Genomic DNA, 19,750 nt, shown 5'->3' with positions numbered 1-19,750 from the left:
TTATTTTCTATAAAGGTAAATGTACGAAAAGGTGCAAATATTAAAAAGAAGATATTTGGCAGACGAGAGGATGTGTGTCTTATTGGGAGATGTTAGCCTGCTAAAGTCTGTTGCCTTTAGTATCGGCCAAAGCTTTCTGAATGGTAAATTCGATGTAGGTACGATCGCGTTTTACGAGACGCATTAAATCTTCAACCAATTGATCTTCTTTACCTGGAGTAAATTCCAAAGGCTCATTAGCCAAATCACGGTATTTCCTTAAGAACTTTGTTTTTACCTTAAATGCAGTTTCTGAAGTAAGTTGAAAATTAGCCATAGCAGATTTTATTTGACGCAAAAGTAAAAAATATTTGCTCAGGTTATTACTTTTTTGTCTCTGGTGTTAAAAAAATAGAGTTTTAGGGAATATCTTTACACCATAATAGTGTTAAAACACCGTTATACAATCTAATTAAAACAAACACGCAAAAATTTAAATTCAAAAACATGAAAAAAATCATCCTTTCTATTGTTTTCCTAACGATTGGTTGGGCGACATCTCAGGCGCAAACTTTTAACCTGGGTGTTAAGGCAGGCGTAAACTTATCTAAACTAAATGCAGATTTTGCCAGCGAAGAAAATCGTTTAGGCTACCAGGTTGGTGCCTGGGCCCGTATTGGCGGCGCAAGCTTTTATGTACAGCCTGAGGCTTATATTGGAAGTAAAGGCAATAAGTTTATCAGCTTTACCAACAACAACAATACTGAAATAGCAGCAGAAGGTAAAGTGAAATTTACCACTTTAGATATTCCGGTTTTGTTGGGAACCAAGTTTGGAGCCAATAATCTTAACTTCAGATTAATGGCCGGACCAGTTGTTTCCTTCGTGTTAGATGAAAACTCCAGCTTTAGCAGTGCTTATGATCAGGCTACTGATTTAAAAAACTACAAAGACCAGGCATTCGGCATCCAGGCTGGAGCAGGTGTAGATGTTGGCGCAATCTCAGTTGATTTACGTTATGAGGCTGGCCTTTCAAACATCAGCAAAAGTGAAAAATATACCCAAAAGCCCAACTTGTTTCAATTGAGTTTAGGATTTAAAATATTGTAGGCAACTCAGGCGCCAGAAATTAGTTTTTTGGCGCTTGATTATTTTTAACGCTTATCATTTTCAAATGCCGCATCTGTAAAATTGGCATTACAGCAGTTAGTTAGCTTAAAAAAACACGATTTTTATATCAGCATTTTTTAATCCAACTAAAATGAAAATCCCTTTTCTTTTCTTATTTACCCTGCTGATATCTTTCGGCCTCCGGGCACAAGATTTTAAATACGCATTTGTTACCGATACACACATCGGATCGTCGACTGGAGAAGAAGACCTTCGAAGAACCGTTGCCGACATTAATGAATTGTCCGACATTGATTTTATTATCATTACTGGCGACATCACAGAAATGGGTACCAATAATGAATTGACTTTAGCAAAACAAATCTTATCCGGACTTAAAAAGCCTTACCACATTATTCCTGGAAACCACGACACGGGTTGGTCGGAATCTGGAGGGGTAAAATTTATCACAGAATTTAGTGGTGATAAATTTACTTTCGATCATAATGGCTATCGTTTTATCGCCTGTGCATCAGGCCCCTATGTTAGGATGAGCGATGGACACATCCCAAGGGATGCTACCGTTTGGCTGGATAGCGTATTAAAAGCAACCCCAAAGAATATGCCCATCATTTTTGCAAACCACTATCCGCTTGATAACAGCTTAGATAATTGGTACGAAGCAACGGATCGATTGAAGAAATATAATGTTCAATATGCTTTATGTGGGCATGGGCATAATAACCATCCTTATAATTTCGAAGGAATTGAAGCTACGATGGGTCGCTCTAACTTGCGGGCCAAAGACAGCATTGGCGGCTATAACATCGTCAGCATGACAAAGGACACTGTTTTCTTCCAGACGAAAAAGCCTACTCAAGCTATTGGTGCCGCCTGGAGAAAAATTGCCTTAAAAACTTTTAAAGATGATGAGAAGAAATATCCTCGCCCCGATTTTAATGTTAATACAAAATACGCCAATACAAAGGAGGTATGGTCATATCATTCAAGTGCCAATGTAGTAAATACACCTGCTTATTCCAGCAATCATGTCATTTTTGGAAACAGCCTTGGTTTAGTAGAAGCGCTGAACAAAAAAACAGGTCAAAGAGATTGGGTTTTTAACACCGGGGGCGCAATCTACTCCTCTCCTGTTGTGGTAGACAATCTGGTTATTTTAGGCTCTGGTGATGGGTTTATCTACGCATTAAATGAAAAGACAGGTAAAATCAGCTGGAAAATGCAAACTGCTAATTCTGTTTTGGGTTCGCCAATTGTAAACGGTAAACATGTTTATATCGGTGGAAGTGACAATACTTTCAGAGCCTTGGAAGCAAAAACAGGAAAGGAAGTATGGGCTTTCAAAGAAGTAGAAGGTACAATTGTAGGCAAGCCACTGATCTATCAGGGCAAAATTATTTTTGGTTCATGGGGGAGACATTTATATGCGTTGGATATAAACAATGGCAATCTGCTATGGAAATGGAACAATGGGCAGGCAAATAGAATGTTTTCTCCGGCAATGGTAACTCCTGTGGCTGCTAAAGGCATTGTATACATTGCCGCTCCTGATAGACACTTAACTGCAATTGACGCAAATAATGGCAGTACCCTTTGGAGAAACAAAGAAGCTACGGTTCGTGAGTCAATAGGTTTATCAACTGATAGTACAACCATTTACGGTAAAACCATGCAAGATGAAATCGTTGCATACAAGGCACAGCCCCAAGATCCGGGTGTGCTTTGGAGATACAATGCTGGCTTTGGTTATGAACATGTGCCATCTATGTTGATTGAAAAAGATGGCAACGTTTTCTTTGGTACAAAAAATGGTGTAGTATATGCTGTCAATCCTAAAAGCCAAACAACAACATGGGCACATAAAATAGATAACTCGATGATAAACACGGTAAATGTTATTGATGGGAAAAATCTGGTGGTGAGCACCATGGATGGAAAAGTAGTTTGGCTGAATGTAAAAAAGTGATAGTGCGAAATCCCCACAACGAAAGAGCCCTCTAAACGAGGGCTCTTTTTGTATTACATTTTTGAGCTGTTACCAGCCAGTGGTTTGTGTAAGTTTATACCCTTTTTCCTGGTATTGAATAATTTGCGCTTGTCCAACTGGTGCTAAATAAGCACGGTCGGTAAATGCATTTCTGTTTGTTGCGTTGGTAACCATCCAATAACCCACCATAGCTGCTGCGTTTGTTCCATTATACGTAACAATAGTGCCGTCTGCCTTTTTTACTTTAACGTTTCCTGCCGTCGCGTTAGCAGGTGTAAGGTAGGCCGGAGCTTCTGTTTGTACATTCACCCAAGGACCCAGAAAATAATCCGGGTTGGTGCTGAAGTTCATATTATTCAGTTTTTTCCAACGTTTTAAATCCAGTAACCTGGTGTGCTCGAAAACGAATTCCATACGTCTTTCTCTGCGGATTTCCCAAATTAAATCAGGAACATCAGCGTCACGGGCAGGATCGACAGGAAGTGAACCAATGGTTAAAGGTGCGGTTTTTAAAACGCCTTTTGCAATGGCAGCAGCATCCAACGGGCGATTTCTGATTGCGTTTACAGATTTATTTAAATCTGCCTGCGTAACCGCTGCCGCACCAAAATATTGAGCCAATACTGCTTTTGCCTCTACCCAGTTTAAAACCACTTCCGCTAAACGAATTACTGGCGCATCACTGGTATTGGTATTACTTCCCCAAGCTGCCGGATAAGTTTTACCGATATAGGTAAGGGCATCTCTTGAAGCAAATTTGAAGCCATATAGCAAAGTAGCCGACGGCACCAAAGCCTTATCATAAAATGAAGCTTCAAAGCGTGGGTCTCTGGTTTTCACCAAATCAGCGATAGTGAACGAGTTTGCACCTGTAACAGCAGAATTTTGCCAAACTTTTCCATCATTTAATAGGAATGACTTAATCAAAACCAAGTTTCCATCCACACCTACAACTTCGGTTCCGTTTTGGTACGAGCCAATGCTATGGGTAACGGATAAGGCCGCATCATAAGTTCTGTAAAGCAATACTTCGGGATGACCGGCAAGATTATCACTTGAAAAGATAGACTTGAAGTCGCGGGTGAAGTTGTATTTATTGCTGTTGATTACATAATCTCCTGCTTCTACCGCAAACTCCAAATATTTTTTAGCTCTTGCAGCATCTAAGCCATGATAATGTTCATACGTGCCTTCAAAAAGCATAAATCTTGAGATAAATGCAGCAGCGATATATTTGTTTAAATATTGTGCCCCATCATTTTCACGAATATTAGCCATTACGAATTTAAAATCGTCATAAACCTTATCCATCACCACACCTCTTGCGTCTCTATCTTTGTATAAAGTAGCTAAATCAGTATCGGCAACTTCTTTATCAAAATAAGGAACATCGCCAAAAACACTTACTAATCTGCTGTACTCAAAACCTCTGAAAAAACGTGCAACAGCCGACCAATGGTTATAAGCTTCGGTTGAAATTTTAGGTTTAGCTACGTTATCCAAACGGTTAATCATCACATTTGATTTTCGTACCCATGAGAAGTTCCACGTTGGTCCGGCATAAGTTGCCAGCCATTCTGCACCTTCTGCAGCCGAACCTCTAGATGTAGGGATACTGCTTTCAAAGTTTGATTGCACATTTTTCCCTGTTAAATCATCGGAAAAGGTATATCCTCTTACCGGAGTATAATCAGCAGTAAAGCCAGAATTATAGCCATTAAAATAGTTTGGATAATAGGCATTTGCATACATCCGAATATCATCTTCCCCACGCCAGTATTGTCCATCTACATAATCTGTTAATGGTGGACGATCTAAAACATCCTTTTTACAAGAAGCAAGAAACAGGCATACCATCACCGGTAAGCCATATATATATTTGAAATATTTCATCTTCATTATTTTTAAAAAGTTAACTGTAAACCAAAAGAAACACTTTTGAAAGCTGGAATTCCGGTTCCGGTACGACCGCTATTGTAATTAGATTGATCCCAAAGTGAATAACCACTTACACTTTCCGGATCGATCGGCAAATCGCCCAAATGATCCCAGGTAAAGAAATTCTCTAAGGCGGTATAAACTCTCAGCGAACTGATTCCAACCTTTTTAGTTAATAATTGAGGGAAAGTGTAACCAAGGGTTAAATTCTTGAGCCTTAAATAAGCCATATTTAATAAGTACCTATCTTGCACCTGCATGTTGTTGGTTGTGCTACTTGCGGCATTATTGTACGCTGCCGGATAAAAAGCATCAGGTGTTTGAGGTGTCCAGTAATTACCCGCAATTGCTTCCGGCATGGCGCCATCAGCAGAGTTAAAACCCGGAATGGCTAAAAATCCAGCTCCCCAAATCTTGCGACTTCCAACCCCCTGGAAGAAGGCGCTGATATCAACACCTTTAAAATCGGCACCCAATCTAAATCCGTATTCATAACTCGGATTTGAGTTACCAATTACTTCAAGATCTCCATGATTAGCCAAGGTTCCATCGCCGTTACTAATTTCACCATCACCATTTACATCCAGAAATTTTACATCACCCGGCCCAAAACGGAAATTTGCTGAATTTTGTAAAAATGGTTGGTAAACTGGTTTTTCGCCATTTGGCCCAGCTTTTAGTTTATAAGCCTGTTTTCCAGCATTTAATCTGCTTTCGGCAGCGGTTAATGTAATTAAGATAGGCTTTCCACTTCCATCAAGTTCAAAATCGCCCATCTGGTATAACCTATCTGTGCGGTATCCCCAAATTTCACCGATATCTTTGCCATTATAGTTACCCGTAACCTGGGTGCCTGAACCGTAGGCGGTCAATCTTGTTTTAGCATCAGAAATATTTCCTTTGAAGTTAATTCCTAAACCATTTTTGAATCTATGGTTAAAATCAACTGTTAACTCCCAACCTCTCGTTTTTAAAGATCCGTAATTCCCCTGAGGTGCTCCGGCTCCAAATGTTAATGGTATGCCCTCTGCAGGCACAATCATATTGTTTGTACTTCTTTGAAAAACATCAAATGAAACGTTTAACTTATTTTTTAGTAAAGTTGCATCAACACCCACGTTCGTTGTTACAATGTCTTGCCACTGAATATCTGCAGCAACTGCTGCCGGTGTGCCTACAAAATTTACTTTTGCACCGTTTGCGCCGATCCAGGTTGATTGACCGCTTGGCATGGTTGCAATGTATAAACCGTTGGGAACAGTTTGGTCACCGATAGAACCCCATGAACCCCTGAATTTTAACTGATCTAAAACAGGCTTGGTCCATGACATGAAGCTTTCTTCACTGGCTACCCAACCTGCAGAAAAGGACGGGAACCATCTCCATTGCAAATCTGTTGGAAATTTCGAAGAGCCATCGTAACGCAAGTTACCTTCTATTAAATATTTATTTTTGAATGCATAATTCACGCGGCCGAAATAACCTAACTGTGCTTCCCATCTCTTATCAGAACCCGGAATACTTACTCCACCTGGTATTAACCCCATCGCCGTTGTAGCTGGTATAACCGTTTGTACCCCCGTTCCAAATTTGAACTGTGGATTAATAATATCGGCCAGATTGGTAATCATGCCGAACTGAGATTCTGTAGTGGAAGCAACACGGTTTAGACCCAGGATAAATTTGAAATCATGATCCTGTTTAATATTCCAATTATAAGTTGTGAATGCATTGATCGTATGCATAAAGAAATTAGTCGCTGTTCTGGCGAAATGATCCGGACTTGAGCCTGGTGTAGTGTACATATCAAGCGATAAGTCGTAAGCAGCGATAGCACCAGCAGTAGTGCTGGATACCACTTGACCCATATCATTTACATAAACTGGTGCACCGTTTGCATCTAAACGGGCTTTCGGCGCCACCCATGAGTTTCTGGCTGTAAACCTTGTACCTGGACGCTTCCAGTCTTCATTTTGATTGGTGAAGGTATAATCGAAATCAACTTTCCAATTCTTCATAATGTTTACAGTAGTTCCCAAATTCACATTTGCATAATTCAGCAGGATGTTTGCTGTGTTTGCAGCAGCAACTTCACTTTCAGGACTACGAATTGCATCACCGTTTTCATCCTTTCCTAATGGATACAATGAACTCCAGCGATACAGGTACAACCATGGATCGGCTGTTGTGGAGTTAGTTGAGTAGGCATATTGTTTATTTCTTCTTGAATACAAAGCACCTCCACGAATGGTTAGGTATTTGTTAATTTCACTTGAAATTTTTAGTGAAGCATTGTACCGGGTAAAGCGATCTTCTTTGGCAGGCTTCAGCATCCCACTTTGATCCAACAAAGCTAAGCCTAAATTATATGAGGTTTTTCCTGTAGTTCCTCCAACGGATAAATTGTGTTGTTGTGTAGGTGCCCATTCTTTTATCATATAATCATAAGGATCATATGTTCTAACACCCATTTTTTGATTTGCACCCTGCACATACCAATCTCTTCCGAATACTGTTGGGTCGTTCGGACCGATCGTGTTGCCATATCTCTCTTTCCAGGCTACAGCTTTTTCATAACTTGCTCTATCCACGTAATAGAATGCACCAGTTGGTGTTGTAATCCCTACGCGTTCAGAAGCATCAACAGTGTATTTTAAACCATTTACATCTGCCATCTTTAAATCTTTCCATACATTTTGAAAAGAAAAGTTGTTTGAATAATTAATAGATGGCTTATCACTTCCTGAACCTTGTTTGGTGGTAATCAATACCACACCGAAAGCAGCTTTGGCACCGTAAATAGAAGCGGCCGCAGCATCTTTTAGAATGGTGATTGATGCAATGTCGTTAGGATTTACCAGTTGGATACTTGGAATTTCAACATTGTCAACCAAAATTAACGGTGAACTCCCTCCGGCAAACGAAGCCAGCTGACCACGAATTTTGATAACAGGGTCAGATCCAATTTCGCCGCTTGGTACGGTTACGCTTAAACCCGAAGCCGCACCTTGTAATGCTCTTCCTACATCGGCAATTGGCCTGCCTTCTAAAGTTTTTTTAACATCGATTGTAGAGACAGCCCCTGTTAAGTTACCCTTACGTTGGGTACCATAACCTACCACCACCACATCATCCAGGCCTTGAGCATCTGTTTTAAGGCTTACATTTACCGTTGTGCCTGATCCCACGGTTCTTTCCAGTGTGACATAGCCGATGTATGAAAAAACCAGTACATCGCCGCTTGATGCTTTGATGGAATAGCTACCGTCAGCATTGGTTTGTGCAACGGCAGCACCGCCCTTAACTCGAATGGAAACACCGGGAATTGGTCCATCATCTGATGTAACCTTGCCGGTAACCGTTACCTGCTGCGCTATGGCATGAGCCAGCAGCAAAAACGTACCAAGAAAAATGAATAGTAATTTTTTTCTCATAAACGTAAGTTTAGAATGTTGTTAGAATGATTAGTTTTTTTTAATACCGCATAAAACAGCAATATTTCAAGTAAATATCACTAAATATTTTTTTAAAATTGTAAATTTCAATATACAAAATTTTTATTACCGCACAAAAACGCATAAAAGCGCATAAATATTGACTATGAGCGCTTTAGGTAACAGGAATTATATACGCCTTCCCTTAAATCTGTAAAACAAAAAAGGCCAACCTTTGAGGTTGGCCTTGATAGGACTTTATGTAAAAGTTAGCGGGTTAAGAAAAATCCAACATAAGGTTTTCTTACTGCATCAGTTCGACCAGAATACCCTGTTGCAAATACTGTATAGATTCTTCTGTTTAAAAAAGTACTGGCGCTTGTATAAGTTGCTAATGCTGTTGTTCCGCCACTCGCCCTAATTGTCCAAGCAAGTGCGGTACCGGCTAAAACTGGTCTAATAAAAAATTCACTTTCCTTTAAATAGCCGATATTAGCCACAACCAAAGTTGTTCCATAATACAAATCAACTGAAGGTACATTTGGCATCAGATTAACAAATTTATACTTCACAAATCCCGAATCGGGCAAAACAAAATTATCAACTGCCAACAAGCTTTTTGTATTTGCAGCAGTATCTGTTAAATGGAGCGTATATGATTTGCCAGCCTCGGTAGAAATTCCTGTTTTGTATAATACGACAGAATCAATACTTGTACCTCGTTTAGGAATGGAAATGGATACTTCAGATGCTCCGGGCTGAATCACCAAGTAATCTGGCCTAGAATCGCCCAATGTACCATAGCCACCTCCAGGATAGGGATATCTCGTTTTGATAAGTGTGCTAACACGTTTACCGTTTATATTGATTTGCACATTGGGATCTGCACCATAGGCAATATTATAATTAACTTTCAACATCGCTTGGTCATCCTTGAGAATTTCGAACTCCCCATAATTAATCTCATTCTTACTGCAAGAAATTGCAATAGATGCAATGACTATAATTGCTATATATTTTATAATTGACTTCATTTTTTTTAGGTTTTATTATGGAAGGTTTGACCATGTTTCTAATGTATGATAGTCGGTAGCCAAGCCACCCCATCTTGCTAACTCTTCTTGATTCCAAATATATTCAGATGCATATCTTGGTCTTAACCTATAAGCATACTTACCATTATTTCTTTCAAAGAAATCGCCAACTTCAAGTTGTCTGTATGTTTTGTACACCAATGGATCATAATGATATTTGCGTAAATCGCTCCATTGCTCCATACCAGCCCAACCCCACTGCGAAATGTACTTCTGCTGCATGATATCAGCTATTGTTAGCGCTGTAGCATTTTGTGCAACTTCAGTACTTGCCAAATAGGCATTAATTTCCGTTGCGGATATTGTAGCAGCGGCTGGTGATCCATTACGTCCATAAAGATTTACAAATTCCATGTGTCCTCTTATGCCATTAACATATGATGTAAATGCTGATGCCAAATTTCCTTTTCTAAATTGTGCTTCCGCTTTAGCTAACTGAAGTTGTGCATAACTCATAATCGGATATCTTGCGCTATTAGAAAAAATATATTTACCAGGAAACGGCAAAACTGACGTTCCAGATAAAGCGCCTAAAATATGCGGTGTTGTTGCTGTGCCATTAAAGGGCAATGCACCTCTGTAAATCCCTGTTGTTGGAATCGGATTCATCATTCTCGTTAGCCTTGGGTCAACACCTGGAACAGTAGGATCTACTGCAGCAGTACCCCTAACTCCACCAGTTAATAAACTAACGATCGGTTGGCCGATTCTGCCATAGGTTGGGGCTGCAGTAGAAGTAGCAGTATACATACCAAAGTTTTGACTAAACGGGTTTGAATCTGCAGCGTTTGTACCTCCAAAAGTGATAGTTGCATCATCAGCGGCTGAAGAAAAAGATAAATCGACATATTTTGTTACGCTATCTGCATATTGAGTATTAAACTCGGCCTTGTTAATTAAGTGACTATATTGTTGAGCCAACAAACCGTATACAAATTTTCTCCACTTTACACGATCTCCTTTATACATTTGATCACCCGAAACACCTGCAAGCAAGGCAATTGTACCAGCGGCATCTGTTTTATTAAAACATTCTAAAGCCTTTTGACTCCACAACCTAACTTTGGCATATACTTCCGGTTGATCTTGATATTTAAATTTTAATTGATTTGCAAAAGCTTCATCAAGAATAACTGGCCCATGTGCATCCGTTAAAAGTTGGTAACTCCAAGCTTTTATCGCATATCCAATTCCGGCATAAGTCCATTTATCAGTTGCTTCAGCATCTTTAATCATCGCTTCGAGATTAAGGCCCAAATTGATATAAACCATTCTCCACATTGATCCGCCTAAATCACTGGCAGATTGATAGCCATGTTTTTCCCATGCAATAGTAAAACTCGTTACATCCTGGCCAAACATATCTTGGGTATACTTAAAAATCAATCGATTATCTGTAGCAGTATTGTTTGCCATTTGAAACATAATTGGCGCCAACAAATATTCTGCTTTAGTAGTTTGTGGCGTAGCCGGATCGACATTGATATCGAGCCATTTTTTACAGCTTGTAAAACCAATTACAATAGCTGTGAACATTATTATTTTTAGAGATTTCATTTTTTTATCATTATAATTTTAAACGAAGACCAATATTTACGCCTAATGGCCTGCCCATATTACCATAATCTATACCGTAACCACCTGCACCACCCAACGAAGGGTTGTTAGAGTTTGCATCGGGGTCAGTTCCAGAATAGTTTGTAATTAGGAACACGTCCGTAAGTGTTACAAAAGCGCCTAGGTTTTGGATAAAATTAGTTCTAGATAACATTTTCTTAGGAAAATCATATGCAATAGTAACATCCCTTAATCTTAAAGATTTGATATTCTTTTCGACAAACATTTCTGGTGCAATACCGCTTGTTGTTGAACTATAATAGTTGGTATTAGCTGATGGTGTTACCAGAATTGTATTTATTGTAGGATTGCTAGTATTTTCCAAACCATCCTTTAATACTCCTGTTACAACACGTGGAACATCTCGATCTAAAGTTTTAACACTTAATCCCCTTCTGTACAGTTCGTATTGAGTTTGGTTATAAACATCACCACCGACTCTTAAATCAAGCAGAAAAGAAATATTGAAATTTTTAAAGGTAAGGTTATTAACGAAGCCTAAATTATATTTAGGCGTTCTATCTCCAATTACTGGAAAATCCTGATCGCTACCCAATATAGGCAATCCGGTAGCAGGATTTATTAACAAATCTCCTCTATTATTTCTTTGGTTAACCCAGCCAGCAATTGCCAACGTACTCGCCCCTGGAAAAACAGCTCCTCTCAAACCATTTGCTACCCAAGTATCAGAATCATAAAGCTCTGGCAACTCATCAGCGATGGACAATACGGTACCTTTATTTTTGGTATAGTTTAAAGTCATATCCCAACTAAATCCAGCAGATCTAAACGGCGATCCTTTCAATTGAACTTCAATACCTTTATTCACGACATCGCCACCATTCATTAATCTAATAACCGAACCCGTTCCATAACTAATTCGAGGTGCTATTATTTGCCTGTGACTATTTAATTTATAATAAGTAAAGTCTACACTAATTCTATCTTTTAAAAAACCCATCTCGATACCGGTTTCAAAGTTCCGAGTTTGTTCAGGAACCAGATCCGGATTCCCACCATTTGCGGCATCATAATTAAACCCACCACCAGTAGAATTTACCGTAAGCAACCTCGTAGCTAAAGCATATTGCTTATAAGGTTCTTTACCTGTTATACCATAAGAACCTCTTAATTTCCCACTACTCAGCCATGTTAATTTTTTTACTTCCTCAAGCTCTGTAAAATTAAAAGCTAAACTAGCCGATGGATATGCAAAATAAGGGTTGTTCGGCATTAACCTCGAGGCTGCATCAACACGTCCAGAAACGGTAAGATAAAGTAATGATTGATAACCCAAAACAGCTTGTCCGAACACCCCTGCGTTTCTATACCTTCCAATGAAAAGACGTGCTGATTGTGTTGATGGAAGTGTATTGTTTATACTGTAAAAATTAGGATCGAACATGTTCTGCCCTCTCGCCGAATTTGTGGTATTATTTACATCAGAAAAGTTGGCTCCAACGATATAGGTATTGTTGAATTTACCAAACTTGTGAGTTGCACTAGCGGTAATAGAGCCGTCTAATCTTTTATTCTGTTGCTGATAGGTATTAACTGTACCTCCAGTTGGGGTGGCTGCACTGCCCGAGCCAGAATAAGATTGTGTATGATAAACCGTGATACCATTAGTATTTGATAAATTTGTTCCTAAAATACCTGTTATCGACAACCATTTTGTGGGTTTATAAGAAAGGTTGGCATTTCCAACAATTGCATTTGTTTTATCTTCAGATAGATTTTTGTTTACATCCCAAAATGGGTTATCGCTCTCAAGAAAGATAGTTCCTGTTGTAGTTACTCTATTTCCAACTGGATCAATCCAATTGTTAACATCAAACCTTGAAGGAAAACGCAGCAGCCCCATTAAGTAACCTTGGGCACCCTTGTTTGCTTTCTTGTTATAAGCGTTGGTATAACTAAATCTAGTGGTTACTTTTATCTTATCAGAAACTGGTATCACACCAACTACCGAAGAAACAAATCGTTGATAACGTGTTGTTGGAATAGTACCTTTATTATCTGTATATTCATTAGACCATCTATAAGTTAAACTTTCTTTGCCTCCCTCCACTACAACGTTATGTTTTTGTGCAGATCCCGTTCTAAAAAACGCACCGACATTATCATATATTGGCAAGCCTTCAGCATACTTTGGTCCAAAGAAGTTAAATGATCCGCCATTAAAAATACCATTAGCATCACCTTGTCCATATACCTGCTGTACCTCTGGCGCATTATTAACAGTTTCTATTCTGTAAGAGCCATTGTATGAAACGCTAGATTTTCCTGCCTTTGCCTTTTTGGTAGTAATTACAATTGCGCCACTAGCGCCTAAGTTACCATAAAGCGCCGTTGCCTCAGGCCCCTTTAATATCGTGTAACTCTCAATATCTGCAGGATTAATATCTGATGCTCGGTTGGTGTAATCCTGACTTCTATTGTTTCCATTCATAGCTGTATTGCCTTGATTTAAAACAGAGTTGTCAATAGGCACACCATCTAATACAATCAAAGGAGAGTTGTCGCCTGTCATAGAAACTATACCTCTTAAAATAATTTGCGATGATGCTCCTGGATCTCCCGAAGTTTGGTTTACAAAAAGGCCTGGTACCCTACCTGCAAGACCATTAACAAAATTTTCTCTACCAGTTTGAGTTACTTCATCTCCTTTTACTGTTGGTGTTGAGTAGCCCAAACTGGCTTTGTTTCTATCAATCCCATACGCCGTCACCACAACTTCATTAAGAGTACTGGCGTCTGCCTGCAAAGTCACATTCATTACAGTACTGTTGCCTACTGTTCGCTCTACCGTTTTATAGCCAACATAAGAGAAAGAAAGTTCATCTGTTTTTAGTGCCTTGATGGTAAAATTCCCATCGCTATTGGTTTGCGAAACTATTGAGGTTCCCTTTACACGTATGGATACGCCAGGAATTGGGCCATCGCCAGAGCTGACCTTGCCGGTGATGGTTGCCTGCTGCGCAAATACTTGAGCAAGGAGCATAACCATACCGATAAAACTAAAGAGTAGTTTTTTCTTCATAATTAGTTAGTAAGAAAGTTGGTTTATAGGGGTTGTTGTTTGTTCCGGTTTATTAAACATGCAGATTACCGCATACTTAATAATAGTTATGTAAATATGATGAATGTTTTTAATATAAAAAACAATTATCTGAACTATTTAGTGTGAAGTAGCGATATTTAATTGCACAAAAACGCATAAACACGCAAATTATTGAAAAGTATTTTTATTTTCGTGTAAACCAAACTTTACGATGCTTAAAAAAGAACGCCATGATTTTATTATGCGCCAAATCAATTTGCACAACCGAGTGCTTACTTCTGATTTGGTACAATTGCTAAATGTTTCAGAGGATACCATCAGGCGAGACCTTCAGGAACTTGTTGATGAAGGAAAATTATTTAAAGTTCATGGCGGCGCACTCTCCAAATCTTACCATAGTTCATTTGATGATAGTACGGTTTATGCCAGAGACAGCAAAATTGGCATTGCTAAAAAAGCTATTTCATTAATTAAAGATGGGATGGTTGTTTTAACGGGTGGCGGAACCACAATTTTAGAATTTGTGAAGCAGCTGCCACAACAAATCGAAGCTACTTTTTTTACGATAAGTCCGCTGGTAGCCGTTGAGTTGGCGAAATATGATAATATTGAAGTTGTATTAATTGGAGGATTATTTTCTAAAAACTCACAGGTAACTTACGGAGGGCATGTGATTACACAATTATCTGAAATAAAAGCTGATTTATGTTTGATGGGAACCAGTGCTATCCATCCTACAGATGGGCTAACAGATACGTACTGGGAAATTAACCAATTGAAAAAGGCAATGATTGCCTGTTCCAAAAAGACTGCGGTGCTTTGCATCTCTGAAAAATTAGATATTTCTTTAAGATTAAAAGTTTGCCCAATTGAAAGCATCAGCTATTTAGTAACTGAACTAGATGAGCAGAATGATGCACTGGCCAACTATCGTACAAAAGACCTTAATATTTTGTAAATAAAAAAGGGTTCCGAAATTTCGAAACCCTTTTGCTCATTTTTAGAAAGCAGGATCGGTTGGTGTATTTGTGTTGTTGTCTCTCTCCTGAAAAGGATAAGGAAAGAAATTACGTTTGCGATCTGCCAGCGGCTGATTAAATCTTCTCATATCTTCAAGTTTCAAGCCCGACATAAAAAGCTCAATACTGCGGTGTTTGTAAATTAAATCTAAAAGTTGCTGCTGGGTATAAGTTCCGGTTAAGGCAGGCAAGTTCGCTCCTAGGCCGAAAGGATCTGTCGCTGCAGCTTTGGTGACAACCTTATTAAGCTCTGTTAACGAACTCGTTAAGTTTGGCGATGCTTGTCGTGCATAAGCTTCTGCTTTAATCAAAGTAATTTCTCCAGGCAAATAAACAGGAATTTGTGTAAACGTACCTGCTCCGAAACCATTAATCCGAACCGTCGTATTTACGACAGTGTAAAAGGGGATTCGCTGATCGGCCGCATCCGGAACATTTGCTCCTGTTTGACCCAGACTTAAATTTTTCGGTTGGATAACATTGTTTGTCGAGGTCGCGATCTCAAAAATCGGGTTTAAGTTCAACGCATCGTAAGTAAAAGTAGATCTTTTAGTTAAATCAACCGCGTTAGCTGCAGTTAATGCCAATGTGTAATTACCCGCAAATAATGCATAACGGGCTTTCAGGGCATTTAACGTATTTGGAATGTCAATACCTGCCGGGATATTTCCGCTAAATGAAGTGCTGATTGGGTTCGCAGCAATTACCGCCAACGCGTTATCAATGGTGGCAATAGCTTTGTTGAATCCATCAACCCTGCTAATAAAAGCCACATTCTGCCCGGTAGACGCCGGAACTCTTTCCCAATACTCAGATAAATTCCCCAAGGCCAAAGCTTTAAAAATACTGGCATGTGCAATTAAACCGGCCGCATAGTTCTTATCTGGCAGATTAGCAGCATTGTTGATCACATTATCCGCATCGAAAATAATTTTATTCGACCCGGCCCAAACATTCAACAAAACCGAATTGGTCCCATCAACCTGAACACCCCCGGCAACCAGTCTTTCTTCATTCGTATTCCCCGTGTTAATAGAGATCAATTCATTAGTTGTTAATCCGTTTAACGTAATCGAGGCATATAGAACACCTGCCCTGGTAGTGGAAAAGTTTTTTTGCAAACCAACGGTAACACCCGTTAATCCCTTCGCCGAGGTCAGTACATCATCAGCGGTAGCTGCATTTGGGTTTAAGTATTCCTTTTTACAAGCACTTGAAAAAGCAACAGTTGTAAGCAGAAATGCATAACCTATATATTTTGATTTTAAATTTTTCATAATAAGTTTTTTTATTTAGAACCTTGCTTGTAAACCTAATGAGTAAGTACGTGGAATTGGCACAGAACCAAAATCGATATTTCTTAAAATTGTCGACTGACCACCAGAGTTCAGCTCCGGATCGTAACCTTTGTAATTATCCCACGAAATCAGGTTTCTGCCACTTAAGTTAACGGTTAAGCTTTTGATAAATTTAACCTGGCCGATATTATAGCTCAGGGAGATTTCTCTTAGTTTAACAAACGACCCATCATCGATACGCCATTCTTCAACATTATATGCACCAGCTACGTAACCCCTTGGTAATTGACCAGTTTGTTCTGCTTCTGCAACCTTGCCATTACCTACTCCTTGGCGGGTTCTCCAATCTGCATTCCATACATCACCGCCTTGAACAGCATCCAATTGAATGTGTAAGCTTAATTTCTTGTACGTAAAATCGTTCACAAACGACCCTGTGTAATCCGGATTTGGATCGCCAATCACCTTACGAAGAACGGTTCCTGTAGGCTGCCCTCCAGTTCTCGAAGTTTCATAAGTTGTAGCTGATGTTTGAGTTCCTCTCTCTGTTTGCGGAATGCCTTGAGCATTCAACAACAGACTTCCATCAGGATTACGGGCGAAAAACGTTCCGTAGAATACACCTACCGGATAACCATCTGTAATAGATACCGGCGCACCTGCGTTAGTTGCAATTAACCTTTGCGCACCTGAACCCACAATTTTATTTCTGTTTCTGTTGAAGATCACGGTTGAGGTCCATGAGAAATTATCACTTTTCAATGGAACACCTGTCAGCATTAGTTCAAAACCTTTATTTTTAAGTGTTCCACCGATATTATTTAACAAGCTTGAATAGCCAGTTGTTGGTGCAATTACTACCGGGAGTAAAAAATCGCTAATGTTCTTATTGTAATAGCTAAAAGTTAGTCCTAAACGATTATTAAAGAAGGCCATGTCAGTACCAATTTCTAATTCTTTTTGACGTTCAGGCTTTACATTTGTATTAGCTAAGGTACTTAGGGATGTTAATGAAGTTTTACTGTTTAACGCACTTGGTAGGTATACATTAAACCTTTCATAAGCTCCGATACCTGTTAAGTTACCTGATTGCCCATAAGCAGCCCGTAGCTTGAATGCATTCCACCAGGATGATACGCCAAAATCTTTCCAGTAATCTGCAGACGAAAGCACATAACTCACATTTGCTTTTGGATAATATTGCGTTCTGTTTGCCTCACCAAACACAGTAGATTGATCAACTCTGATTGCTCCAGTTACAAACAAATGATCTTTATACTTAAAGTTTTGTTGCAAATAAGCACCACTAATAGAAAATTCTGAACGGCTATCGCTGTTTGGAAGAATAGTACTTGCTCCATTTACCACCTGAACAAATGGCGCTAAACCACGGCCGTTAAGTAAGCTAAAAAGATCTTTCTGGTACTGATAAGAACCACCCAATTGCGTGGTTGAACTCAATAAATCGGTAATCTTTGTATCGTAGGTAAAGTTCAACTCGTTGTTAAATAAAGTAGTAGTTGCGTTCGCTGCACTGGCATAACCATTTAATGAGGGGTCTAAAGTTGGACCACCACCATAAAAACCTGTACTTACATTATATGCAAATGGTGGGATATAAGTTGTTCCATTCTGTATCGAATTATCAACGCCCATGGTGTAATCGATGGTTAGATTTTTAACCGGCGTTAGTTTTAAACCTGTATTTGCGATAATGCGATTAGTAAACTGGCGCTGTTTTATATCCTCGATTACAGAAACCGGATTTACACGGCCGCGTTCTCCAATCGCTTTTAAGTTACCCAAGGCATCTCTTGCAAAAATATCGTGGAAGTTACCGATGATCGTTACCGAGTTCATTGGCGAGAAGAAGGAGTTTCCATCTGGCTTCTCATTAGCATCGCTATGAACAAAGTTAAAACCCGCAGTTAATTTTGCCCATTTGTTAATGGTTTGATCCAGGTTTGCCCTGAAATTCATTCTTCTGAAATCAGTATTTTTAATAATTCCCTGATTAGAAAAATAACCTGCCGAAGTATAAAATTTTGTATTGTCATTTCCACCAGAAACTGATACCGAATTATCGGTTCCAACTCCCGTTCTAAAAATATAATCCTGGTAATTGTAACGGGTTACCGGTGTTGTTGTGGTTAATGTTGGGGTTAAGACATCCTGCGTAACCAAATCAACCGAACCACCAAATTTTGTTGGCGATTGATTCACATCAATTTGTTTACGCAGTTCACTTATAGTTAAACTGGTGTTAAAACTTACTTGTGGCACGCCGGTTTTACCTCTTTTGGTAAAAATCTGAATTACACCTGCGTTGGCTCTCGATCCATAAATAGCTGCAGCTGCTGCACCATTCAAAACCTCAATACGATCAATATCTGCAGGACTAATATCTACCATTCTATTTTGGCCGATACTTCCCACGAAGTTTCCTCCATCATAATTGGCTGAAGTATTGGTTACCCTGGTGGTAGAGTTGTTTACAATTACACCATCAATAATATACAAGGGTTCAGATGATGAGTTTACTGAGCTTACCCCTCTTAACCGAACTGAAATTCCACCTGCCGGATCGCCAGAGTTTTGGCTGATTTGTGCACCTGGCGTTTTTCCTTGAAGCGAAGCTAAAGCATTTCCACTCGGCGCTTTATTTAAATCATCTCCTTTAACCGTACTCACATAACTACCTAGTTGTTTTCTCGTTGTTCCCTGTGAAGTTCCGGTTACAATTACTTCATCCAGCCCTACTGCATCGGCACTTAAGCTCGTGCTAGATTGGACCTGATCACTTGTACCTAATGTGATGGATTGAGTTTTGCTCTTGTAACCCACAAACGAGAACTGAAGCTGATAATTTCCAGCGGCCAAATCAACAGAGAAAGTGTATGCACCGTTTGCATTTGTACTGGTTGCTAAGTTTGTATTTAAGATTTTAACAACAACGCCAGGAACCGGATCGTTGTTAGCGGCATCAGTAACTTTACCACTAATGGTATAGCGCTTGGTTTGTGCCTGGGCCATCCCTGTAAATAAAAGCAGCAGAAATGGGATCATCAAAATTGCAAAAAATCTTGTTGACCATTTTAGGTAACTTTTTTCCATAAAATTTGGTTTTGTTGATTAATATTAGAGTTTTAACAAATTTAGTAAAATACCCAACAAAGCAAATTTTAATTC

At 39.3% G+C, this 19,750-nt stretch carries 11 protein-coding genes; 3 read left to right on the top strand and 8 right to left on the bottom strand.

What is annotated here, in order from left to right; all coding sequences use genetic code 11:
* Positions 1–100: 100 nt before the first annotated feature.
* Positions 101–316, bottom strand: coding sequence for a hypothetical protein (locus tag R2Q70_RS10850; RefSeq protein ID WP_010599278.1), 216 nt, complete (start codon positions 314–316; stop codon positions 101–103).
* A 170-nt stretch (positions 317–486) separates the two neighbouring features.
* On the opposite strand from R2Q70_RS10850, the gene R2Q70_RS10845 reads away from it, so the two are divergent.
* Both R2Q70_RS10845 and R2Q70_RS10840 read left to right on the top strand, forming a co-directional pair.
* Positions 487–1,089, top strand: coding sequence for a porin family protein (locus R2Q70_RS10845; protein WP_316807606.1), 603 nt, complete (start codon positions 487–489; stop codon positions 1,087–1,089).
* 151 nt (positions 1,090–1,240) lie between these two features.
* Positions 1,241–3,076 (top strand): PQQ-binding-like beta-propeller repeat protein, encoded by a 1,836-nt coding sequence (locus R2Q70_RS10840; protein WP_316807605.1) that lies wholly within the window; start codon positions 1,241–1,243, stop codon positions 3,074–3,076.
* 69 nt (positions 3,077–3,145) lie between these two features.
* On the opposite strand, the gene R2Q70_RS10835 is transcribed toward R2Q70_RS10840, so the two are convergent.
* From R2Q70_RS10835 to R2Q70_RS10815, 5 genes are all read right to left on the bottom strand, one after another.
* A complete protein-coding gene (locus R2Q70_RS10835; RefSeq protein ID WP_316807604.1) occupies positions 3,146–4,990 on the bottom strand; it encodes a RagB/SusD family nutrient uptake outer membrane protein in 1,845 nt (614 codons plus the stop codon).
* An 11-nt stretch (positions 4,991–5,001) separates the two neighbouring features.
* Entirely contained in the window at positions 5,002–8,469 is a 3,468-nt protein-coding gene (locus R2Q70_RS10830; protein WP_316807603.1) for a TonB-dependent receptor, read from the bottom strand.
* A gap of 269 nt (positions 8,470–8,738) precedes the next feature.
* On the bottom strand, positions 8,739–9,503 hold the full coding sequence (locus tag R2Q70_RS10825) for a DUF4397 domain-containing protein (protein WP_316807602.1): 765 nt from the start codon (positions 9,501–9,503) through the stop codon (positions 8,739–8,741).
* A 15-nt stretch (positions 9,504–9,518) separates the two neighbouring features.
* A complete protein-coding gene (locus R2Q70_RS10820) occupies positions 9,519–11,099 on the bottom strand; it encodes a SusD/RagB family nutrient-binding outer membrane lipoprotein (protein WP_316807601.1) in 1,581 nt (526 codons plus the stop codon).
* A 31-nt stretch (positions 11,100–11,130) separates the two neighbouring features.
* Positions 11,131–14,223, bottom strand: coding sequence for a SusC/RagA family TonB-linked outer membrane protein (locus R2Q70_RS10815; RefSeq protein WP_316807600.1), 3,093 nt, complete (start codon positions 14,221–14,223; stop codon positions 11,131–11,133).
* Positions 14,224–14,455: 232 nt separating this feature from the next.
* On the opposite strand from R2Q70_RS10815, the gene R2Q70_RS10810 reads away from it, so the two are divergent.
* Positions 14,456–15,202: a DeoR/GlpR family DNA-binding transcription regulator gene (locus tag R2Q70_RS10810; RefSeq protein WP_316807599.1), complete on the top strand. Its 747-nt coding sequence runs from the start codon at positions 14,456–14,458 to the stop codon at positions 15,200–15,202.
* A 42-nt stretch (positions 15,203–15,244) separates the two neighbouring features.
* Here the strand turns inward: R2Q70_RS10810 and R2Q70_RS10805 are convergent, their stop codons facing one another.
* Both R2Q70_RS10805 and R2Q70_RS10800 read right to left on the bottom strand, forming a co-directional pair.
* Entirely contained in the window at positions 15,245–16,540 is a 1,296-nt protein-coding gene (locus R2Q70_RS10805) for a RagB/SusD family nutrient uptake outer membrane protein (RefSeq protein WP_316807598.1), read from the bottom strand.
* Between the two features lie 15 nt (positions 16,541–16,555).
* Positions 16,556–19,675 (bottom strand): SusC/RagA family TonB-linked outer membrane protein, encoded by a 3,120-nt coding sequence (locus tag R2Q70_RS10800; protein WP_316807597.1) that lies wholly within the window; start codon positions 19,673–19,675, stop codon positions 16,556–16,558.
* Between the last annotated feature and the right edge of the window lie 75 nt (positions 19,676–19,750).

Source organism: Pedobacter agri, assembly GCF_032678665.1.
In the GTDB taxonomy this organism is placed as follows: domain Bacteria; phylum Bacteroidota; class Bacteroidia; order Sphingobacteriales; family Sphingobacteriaceae; genus Pedobacter; species Pedobacter agri_A.
Note: the sequence above shows the minus strand (reverse complement) of the source record. Positions and strands in the feature narration are given on the sequence as shown.